Origin of the sequence: Corynebacterium sp. CCUG 51687, assembly GCF_024453995.1 — a bacterium.
GTDB classification, from domain to species: Bacteria; Actinomycetota; Actinomycetes; order Mycobacteriales; family Mycobacteriaceae; genus Corynebacterium; species Corynebacterium pseudogenitalium.
Genome location: NZ_JAGPYT010000021.1, coordinates 1 through 10,256, shown reverse-complemented (window position 1 = coordinate 10,256; position 10,256 = coordinate 1). Strand labels below are relative to the sequence as shown.

The window sequence follows — 10,256 nt, the reverse complement described above, 5'->3', positions numbered from 1 at the left end:
GATCCGGATACCACTACCGCTGGTGATAAGCCGGTCACCGTCATCGTGACCTACCCGGATGGTTCCACCGACGAGGTGGAGGCCACCGTGAAGGTGGAAGATCCGAAGACGGAGGATCCGAAGCCGAAGCCGAAGCCGGAGCAGCCGAAGAAGTCCGACGCTGACACATACGAGCCGCAGGTCCAGGACAAGACCGTCGCGCCGAATGAGGTGCCGGAAGCCAAGGACCACGTGACCAACGTCGACGAGCTGCCGGAGGGCACGACCTTCGAGTACGAGCAGGCTCCGGACACCTCTACTGAGGGCGACAAGCCGGTGACCATCGTCGTCACTTACCCGGACGGCACCACCGACAAGGTTAATGCCAACGTCAAGGTGCAGAAGAACGCGACCGACGCCGACAAGAACGATCCGCAGGGCCAGAACCAGAAGGTCGAGACGGGTGGCACCCCGGACGCGAAGGGCAACATCAAGGACGCCGACAAACTGCCAAAGGGTACGTCGTTCAAGTACAAGGAGACCCCGGATACCTCGAAGCCGGGCGTCTACGACGTCACTGTTGTTGTGACCTACCCGGACGGCTCCACCGACGAGGTGCAGACGACCATCACCGTCGGCACCGACGCCGAGCGCTTCGTGCCGGAGTACGACAAGGTCACGGGCGTTCCGGTTGATGGCGAGAAGAACACCAACGACCCATTCGGTACCAAGGCGCCGGTGAAGAGCGTTGAGGCGAAGAAGCCTGAGGGCGCTGACAAGTGGGCGTTCACCCCGCAGGACAACGGCGTGCTCACAGCGAAGGCGCCGTCGATGACGGACGTCTCCGACGAGTTCAAGGCGAAGCTGCCGGAGCTGAAGAGCACTGACGTCGAGAAGCGTTGGGACAAGTTCTTTGAAACCTTCACACCGTTCGCCCGCCCGGCCGTCGAGGTTGGCTTCACCTACGAGGACGACTCGACAAACAGCGCGACCGCCAACTTTGACTTGATCGGCAAGGATGGCAAGTCGCTGCTGGATCCGGACGGCGACTTCGACGGTGACGGCGTCACGAACGAAGCCGAGATCAAGGCTGGCTCCGACCCGGCAAACGACGGCGAGAAGCCAGACACCACCGCGCCGACGGTGAACCCGATTACGGCGGGTGACACAAAGATCTCCGGTAAGGGCGACCGCCCGAACGAGACGATCATCGTCACGTTGCCGAATGGCAAGGAACTTGAGGCCCCGACTGACGCGAACGGCAACTGGTCCGTGAACCTGCCAAAGGGTGTTGAGCTCAAGCAAGGCGACAAGATCAATGTGAGGGACGGCCACGGCAACAAGGCGAAGACTGTCACGGTTGCTGGCAAGGTCAACGCTGGTGCCTGTGCAGCATCCGCTGTTGGCTTCGGTCTGCCGCTGATCGCGTTGCTGCCGCTGGGGCTGGCTTCCCAGATTCAGATCCCTGTGCTGAGTGACCTCGCGGGACAGGTAGAGGCGCAGCTGAAGACTGCGAACACTCGCATCCAGCAGCAAGCTGGCATCTTCAACCCGGAGATGGCTGCTCAGGCTGAGCGCATCAATGCCCAGCTGCGCACCGTCGGTGCTGACCTCGGCATGGTTGTCGCTGGCATCGCGTTGATCGCGGCTGGCGTCCTGGCCGGCACGTTCATTTACGACGCCTGCAAGCCTGGCGGCCCAAGCTCCTCTGTGAAGGACCTGGAGCTGAAGGGTTCTTCCGGTAAGACGACGAAGCTGTCGTCGGAGCCTGCAAAGAAGGAAGGCAAGTCGACGAAATAGCCAGTTGCGCGCGATCCGCTTTGCACCCCCGAGTAGGGGGCCGGGTTGCGTGAAGCTGGACTGAATATCCGATAAGAAAAACTCAAGCTGTGGTCCGTTACCGAATGTGTAGCGGGCCACAGCTTATTTATTTTATGAATTGGGCTATTTGAAGAAGAGGTGTACCACACATGTACTTTTGCGCCGGAAAGCAGGTGTGACAACGTTTCGGGGGGGGGGGGGTAAGTATTTAGATGTACAAAAAGGTAGTGTTCCACCCGTCAATGGGCTATACGGAGGGTGAAAGTCGACGTTTGTAAGTCTGTGACCTGCGAAATTAGAAAACGACTGTACGTAATCTGTGGGCTGCGTAGGTTGATACAATTTTGCATGAATGGCTTTTGGTCGGACAGCTGGAAGTCAATCTGTTTGCATCTATGGAAGGAATTTCTATGCGAAACCCATATAAGGCGCGTCGGGGCACCTCGATTGCTGCGGCCGCATTGTCGTTTGCGTTGGTAGCGCCATTCGCGCAGCCGGTCGCGTTTGCTCAGGAGGAAACTCCAGCAGTTGCGGATCAGAATCCGGCCGCGCCAGCGGTCGATGAGAATGGTGTGATTGATGCCGACATGATCGCCAGTGGCCGCGTCACCAAGGCTGCCAACCTGACTGACGCACACGGTGTTGGTAAGGGCCTGATATCGGGTCACGTGTATGCGACCGGCCCGGAGGGCAACCCGGGATCGACTATCGATAACGGAAACATTCCACTGGACGGCGTCACCGTTTACGCACAGTTCCAGGACAAAGACGGTTCGTACTCGCCAATCTTTAAGGCAGAGACCCACACCCTGCCGGATGTTGTCGGTGGCAACGGCGGTCAGGGTACGTTCGCTTTTGGTACCGGGGATAAAGGCATTACCTGGACCGACAAGCTCGGGGTGGAGCACACCTGGTCTGCTCGTACGGATCAAAAACACCGTATCTGGGTAGAGCCGTACACCAACGAGCGCGGCAACAAGATGGTCATGTTCCGACAGGCCAACGGCTTTGTCCCGGGCTCTTTCAACGGTGTAGTTGAGGGCCCCCTCGGCTCCTTCGTTGCTGCTGATGGCAACATCCAGTTGATGGCGGCTTTCTACCAGGAAGTTCCACCGAGCCACGAAACCAGCTGGATGGCTGCGAAGGGTGACAAGCTTGTCGAGGACCCTAAGGGACCGATCGATTTGGCATCGACGCAGACCGACGTTCCGAACACCATTTCCGGCACTGTCTGGCTCGAGACTGGTGGGCCAGACAAGGGCATCGTCGCTACTGGTCCGTCTTTCAATGGCGTCGACGAAGCTGCGGATGGCTACACCGTATATGCATCCACCTTGACCAAGGATGGTGCTGCAGCAAACCAGAAGCTGCACGAGCAGTACAAGGACGATCCGAACCAGCTAGCAGATGCAACCAAGAAGATGCTTGAGGACCACCCCGAGTACATCCTCAAGACCGTCTACGGAAAAACCAACAATAAGGGTGAATACACCCTGCGCTTTGGCGCGTACGAGAAGGGCCAGGATCGCGAGGATATCCTGAATCCGAACCATGTCTTCGTGTGGGTCGAAAACAAGGACGGTGTAGTCCAGAACGGTTACACGGGCTTCCACACTCCAGTTTTCCAACGCTTCAATGATGGTGGAAACTTCCGGGCTTCGGCTATTCCAGGCGAGAACCAGCTGCCGATCGACTTCACTGGTGTTCCGTTCCAGAATCTGAACTCCCTGTACAACGTCAACTACGCGGTCATGCCGTACACCCCGGTGTCGATCACGGCTGACTACAACGCGACGGACAAGCCGGCCGCTCCTGGAGCGACGGTGACCCCAGAGTTCAACGGTGATTTGTCGACTTTGCCGTCGAAGGTTGAGTGGCGCGACCAGAAGGGCAACGTCAAGAAGACTTGCGAACTCGACCAATCCAAGGGCATTAAGGCCCAGGTGAAGGCTTGCACCTTCGACATCCCAGAGGATGCAAAGAAGGGTGATTACTTCAACGTTGTCCTGGTTTCCGGCGGTAACGACGTCTCCGCATGGACCGTTCTGGTGACGAATGACGCGGATGAATTGACGCCTGCGTACGAGGAAAAGCTCGTCGTTCCGGGTGAGGAGACGAAGTCTTCTCCGACATTCACCAAGACTGGTGAAGATAAAGAGGGCAACCCGACCGAAGAGAAGGTCGACGCGCCTGAGGGGTCGAAGTTCGCAATCCCAGAAGATTACACGGCTCCTGACGGTTATGCCGTCAAGATCGATGAGAACACGGGTGAGATCACCGTGACCTTCCCGGATAAGTCCAAGCTGAACAAGGACACCAAGGAAGAGTTTGACGTTCCGGTCACGGTGACCTACCCGGATGGTTCTAAGGATGACGCTACGGCGAAGTTCAAGCTGGACACCGACGGCGATGGCACACCTGACATCACGGATCCGGATGATGACGGTGACGGCATCCCGGATGATGAGGACAGCAACCCGAAGGTTCCGAACCAGAACTTGTCCTACGAGCCGGAGTACAAGGGCGGCGAGGGTAAGCCTGGTGGCGAAGCCAAGGTTGAGAAACCGGAGTTCAAGGATAAGGAGGGTAACCCGACCACGGCGCCTGATGGTACGAAGTTCACCCCGGGTGAGAATGTTCCTGAGGGCTACGTCGTCAAGGTCGACGAGAATACCGGTGAGATCACGGTGACCATTCCGGAGGATGCGAAGCCTGGTGACAAGATCACGGTTCCGGTTGTTGTGACGTACCCGGATGGCACCAAGGACAACGTTGACGTCACCGTCACGGTGACCGACAAGGACAAGGACCTTTACGAGCCGTCCTACGAGGACAAGCTCGTCGTCCCAGGCAAGGAGACAAAGTCTTCGCCGACCTTCACCGACAAGGATGGCAAGGACGCGACTGCCCCGAAGGAATCGAAGTTTGCGATCACTGACGGCTTCACTGCCCCTGAGGGGTACGTCGTCAAGATCGATGAGAACACGGGTGAGATCACGGTGACCTTCCCGGATAAGTCCAAGCTGAACAAGGACACCAAGGAAGAGTTTGACGTTCCGGTCACGGTGACCTACCCAGATAAGTCCACGGATGAGGTCAAGGCAAACTTCAAGCTGGATACCGACGGCGATGGAACACCTGACATCACGGATCCGGATGATGACGGTGACGGCATCCCGGATGATGAGGACAGCAACCCGAAGGTTCCGAACCAGAATCTGGATTACGAACCTGGCTACGAGGACGGTAAGGGCAACCCTGGAGGCGAGGTGAAGGTTCCTGCTCCGACGTTTAAGGATAAGGAGGGTAACCCGACTACGGCGCCTGATGGTACGAAGTTCACTCCTGGTGACAAGGTGCCTGAGGGTGTGACTGTCAATGAGGATGGTTCTGTCACCGTTAAGGTTCCTGAGGATGCGAAGCCGGGTGACAAGATCACGGTTCCGGTTGTTGTGACTTACCCGGATGGCTCCAAGGACACTGTTGATGTCACTGTCACGGTTGAGAAGCCGGATGCGCCGGTGACTCCGGCGGAGAAGGACAACGAGAAGTTCAATCCTGGTTACGAGGATGGTTCTGGTAAGCCTGGCGATGATGTGAAGGTTCCTGCTCCGACGTTTAAGGATAAGGAGGGTAACCCGACCACGGCGCCTGATGGTACGAAGTTCACCCCTGGTGACAAGGTGCCTGAGGGTGTGACTGTCAATGAGGACGGTTCTGTCACCGTTAAGGTTCCTGAGGATGCGAAGCCGGGTGACAAGATCACTGTTCCGGTTGTTGTGACGTACCCGGATGGTTCGAAGGACAATGTCGATGTCACTGTCACGGTTGAGAAGCCGGATGCCCCGGTAACTCCGGCGGAGAAGGACAACGAGAAGTTCAATCCTGAGTACGAGGACGGTAAGGGCAACCCTGGAGGCGAGGTCAAGGTTCCTGCTCCGACGTTTAAGGATAAGGAGGGTAACCCGACTACGGCGCCTGATGGTACGAAGTTCACTCCTGGTGACAAGGTGCCTGAGGGTGTGACTGTCAATGAGGATGGTTCTGTCACCGTTAAGGTTCCTGAGGATGCGAAGCCGGGTGACAAGATCACTGTTCCGGTTGTTGTGACCTACCCGGATGGTTCGAAGGACAATGTCGATGTCACTGTCACGGTTGAGAAGCCAAAGGACACGGAGCCTTCGGATCCGTCGACCGGTCCTGAGAAGCCAAGCGAGGAACCATCTCATGGCAATGACCTGGATTCGTTGAAGCCTGGCTACGACGAGACTCATGTTCAGCCTGGTGCTACGAAGAGTGCTACACCAGCCTTCACCGACAAGGGTGGAAAGAAGGTTACGGACCTCAAGGGCATCAAGGTACAGGACAATCCGGAGGCTAAGGGCTACCCGAAGGCCGATGGTGCTACTGACTGGAAGTTCACGCCGAAGGACGCGACTGTGAATGGTCAGGCTCCGACTGTTGAGCAGCTGGTGAAGCAGTTCGACGATCTGTACGGCAAGAAGGGCAACCGTAAGAAGGTTGACTTCAAGAAGTTCGAGGAGGACTTTGGCAAGGTTGCTAAACCGGCTGTGATCTTTGATCTTTCCGACGGCAAGACCACCAAGGAAAATCAGCAGGCACAGTTCGTGCTTGTTGGCCAGGATGGTAAGTCCATTCTGGAGCCGAATGGTGACTTCGATGGTGACGGTGTCACCAACGAAGATGAGGTGAAGAACGGTTGGAATCCGTTCGACAAGTCGGATAACGGCCGTGACACCGGTAAGTGTGTTGCATCCGCTGTCGGCTTCGGTCTGCCGTTGATCGCGTTGCTGCCGCTGGGTCTGGCTTCCCAGATTCAGATTCCGGTGCTCAGCGATGTGACTGCTCAGGTGAATGCTCAGCTGCAGGATGTGAACACTCGTATTCAGCAGCAGGCTGGCATCTTCAATCCGGAGATGGCTCGTCAGGTTGAGCAGATTAATGCGCAGCTGCGTACCGTTGGTGCGGATCTGGGTATGGTTGCTGCCGGTATCGTGCTGATTGCTGCTGGCATCTTGGCTGGCACGGTTATTTACGACAACTGCAAGCCTGGTGGACCAAGCTCTTCGGTCAAGGACCTGGAGCTGAAGGGTTCGTCCGGTAAGACGACGAAGCTGTCCTCCAAGGAGGACAAGAACGTATCGACGTCCACTCCGAAAGCACCTGAAACCGATACGCCGAAGGCGTAAAGGGAACGCGATGTAGCCTCCTCCCCCATGCAGGGGGCTACATTTCGTAAATCTGCCCTAAAGCATCGCTAAGAAAATTAAAGTTGTTGCCTATTGCGCTTACTGTAATAGGCAACAACTTTTGCATTTAAACAATTGCCCTTAATTGTTTCGACAATTATTAACATTTGTCTTCTAGCTTAATTGAGCTGGTCCTAATGGAACTATGTCAATTAGTTTCATTTAAAGTGACTCAATTGTATCAATAGAAAAAATCGTGGATACCGAACTGCACTAATCTGACATTTGTAACCATTTCTGGTGGAGGATTAGAAAGGCGCTGTGGAGGTCCTGCATTTTCCATCGGTTGACACAATTTATAGCGAGTGACTAATCGTTGACCTTTGTCTACGTCCACCACCTGCAGTTTTGCGGTTCTATGAGACCTTGGCTGACAGGTAGGTAGTCACATTGATTAGACCATATGGAAGGAATGTTTATGCGAGGCCAATTTAAGGCACGTCGTGGCACGTCGATTGCTGCGGCCGCATTGTCGTTTGCTCTGGTGGCACCACTTGCGCAGCCAGTTGCGTTCGCTCAGGACGTACCAGTTGTAGCGGCTGGCGCTGAGGCGCCTGCAGAAGCAAAGGGCAAGAACCAGCTGGTACCAAACGCTATTTACACCAAGGGCGGATGGCGTGATTACTACGGCTACCACGGCTACGCCTACATCAACAAGAACGGTCGTCCGGACAAACGCGATGACCGTGACGAGCCTTTGAAGGGCAATGTCATCTACCTGCAGTATGTGAACGGGAAGGGCGAGGTTTCCCCGACGTTCTACACGCTGACAGACTCCGAAGGCCGCTTCTCCTTCGACCTGTCTGAGAAGGTCACCAACGAATACGATGCGCCGGCGTTCTACCTGGCTGGCGACCCTAATTTCAGGGTTCGTGTGTGGGGCGAGAACCCGGATAAGGACAAGTACTCCGTCGTTATGTCTGGTGATATGCAGTCCGGCCGCTACTCCACGCGCCTTGGTCGCACCCAGGAATCCTGGAACTTTACGGCTGGTCCGTCCGGTTCCCGTATTACTGCTGGACGTTTCGTGCTTGAGGAGAAGCCTGCGCAGGTTGATTGGCTGGCGAAGCCGGAGTCCGAGTGGACGCGTGCACTTGATGGCCAGACTGGCCAGCCGACGGTGGATGGACAGTTCGCGGATTACGGTGATTTTGGTACGATCCACAGTATTGCTGCGCCGAACCAGTCGCAGATTTGGTGGGAGTCCGGTGAGGATGCCGGTTCGCTGCCGGGCTACTACAAGTACCAGCCTGGGCAGGGTGACCGTGCCGCGGGTGGTGTAGAGATTGTTGCCTCGTACCTCAACGATGAGGTCGCGCGTGAGATTGATGCGTGGAAGGATGCGAACAAGGGCTACACCGCTGAGCAAGAGCGTGAGAACCAGGAACGCATCATTAAGGCGTACCAGGCTGAGCATGGTGTAGGTTCGCATATCGCTGAGACGGTAGTGGTGCCGGCGAAGGATGACGGCAAGATTTACCTGCCGTTTAAGGGCACCTATGGTGTCTCGCGCACGCAGGAAAATCAGACCGCGCAGACTTCCAACAAGCTTGAAGAAGGCGACTTCGGCAAGGTTGCTGCAACGTTTGAGACTGAGACTGGTGCTTCTCGGTATGGTGCGTTTTCTGGTGGTGCGATTAACTCGGCGAAGCGTCGTCACATCAACACCGATTACATGTACATCTACCCGAAGATTGAGGGTCGTGACGTCAAGAATTCGGCGTTCCCGATGAACATGTTCCAGAATTACGAAGATCAGGGTGGCATGACTGCGGGCTACAATATGGTTGGTCTACAGTTCCCGTTGATGTCTGCACGGCCGATCTTTGATATTCCGGAGTACAACTCGTATGACAATAAGGGTCGTGCCGGGTCGAAGGTGACCACGAAGACTGCTGGGTTGGTGCCGAATTCGGATTACGCGATCCGTTGGTATGCAACTGGTCCGGACGGTAAGCAGACTGAGATCAAGGATGCGATGTGCATCGCTAAGAGCGATGACAAGGGTGTTATCCCGTCGTGTGATTTCCAGGCGCCTGAGGATCTGAAGGAGACCACGGTCTACACTGCTGCCGTTGTCGATTATGACCCGGTGTCGAAGAAGGCGTCGGATCATTGGGAGATTGCGGACTCGTTTACCGCTGTCGTTCCTGAGCCGTTGCCGTTGGGCTCGCGTTACGATGAGTACTCGGCCGATGATGTTGCTTCGCTGTTTGAGAAGCTGCCGGACAACGTCGTTGCGGGTGCTACGCCGAAGTACTCTGCTGACAAGCTGCCTGATGGCCTTGAAATTGACCCCGAGACCGGCAAGATCACTGGTACGCCGACCAAGGCTGGTACCACTGAGGTTATTGTGACCCGCACGGTTGATGTTGAGGTCGAGAAGTGGGTGCCGGAGGTCGATGCTGAGGGTAATCCGGTGTACGAGAATCCGAATGCACCGGAGGATAAGCGCGTCGAGAAGACCACGAAGCAGAAGGTGACGGAGCCTCGTCAGAAGCAGGTCGTGACCAAGATTGTGGTGACGGATACGCCGCTGGTTGATGGTGTTGTTGGTGAAGATTACTCCCAGGATGTCAAACCTGAAGGTTTCGATGCTTTGCCGCAGGGCTTTGAGCTGAAGAAGGATTCCATCACGGTTGACGGTCTTCCGGCTGGTTTGGAGTTTAAGGACGGCAAGATCACTGGTACGCCGACTGCCGAGGTTGAGGCTTCGGAGGAGAAGCCGAACGTGACTGTGAAGTACGTTCTGGTTGATCGTGATGGCAACGAGACCGAGCACACCGACATCGTCCCGCTGGCTGTTGGTGTTAAGACCACGGTTGATGAGTCTGGTAAGAAGCCTGTTGATCCGACTAATGACAAGCAGGACACTGGTGTAAAGGTCAACAATCCGGATGATGACACCAAGATCTCTGCTAAGGATGAGGACGGCAAGGACGTCCCGGTCGAGATTGATGAGAACGGTAACGTTCACGTCACCCCGGGTGAGGATGTCGATGGTCCGATTACGGTGACTGTTGAGGATCCGGATCTCGACGGTGGCAAGAAGGACATTGAGGTTGAGGTCAACGGCCACAAGAAGGGTGTTGACGACAACGGCTCCGACAAGACCACGGTTGATGAGTCTGGTAAGAAGCCTGTTGATCCGACTAATGACAAGCAGGACACTGGTGTAAAGGTCAA

The 10,256-nt window shown here is 55.9% G+C and carries 3 protein-coding genes; all 3 read left to right on the top strand.

Features of this window, described 5'->3' with window-relative positions; translation table 11 throughout:
- Positions 1 to 1,779: Rib/alpha-like domain-containing protein (locus KBX13_RS11285; protein WP_256022257.1), on the top strand; the 1,779-nt coding region annotated here is incomplete at its 5' end.
- A gap of 431 nt (positions 1,780 to 2,210) precedes the next feature.
- On the top strand, positions 2,211 to 7,010 hold the full coding sequence (locus tag KBX13_RS11280) for a YPDG domain-containing protein (RefSeq protein WP_256022255.1): 4,800 nt from the start codon (positions 2,211 to 2,213) through the stop codon (positions 7,008 to 7,010).
- Positions 7,011 to 7,488: 478 nt separating this feature from the next.
- The coding region (locus KBX13_RS11275; RefSeq protein ID WP_256022253.1) for an Ig domain-containing protein at positions 7,489 to 10,256 on the top strand (2,768 nt) is incomplete at its 3' end.

Bases quoted from the DNA above. Each gene is read 5' to 3' on its own strand.
- KBX13_RS11280 (WP_256022255.1), top strand. From the start codon at position 2,211: ATGCGAAACCCATATAAGGCGCGTCGGGGCACCTCGATTGCTGCGGCC.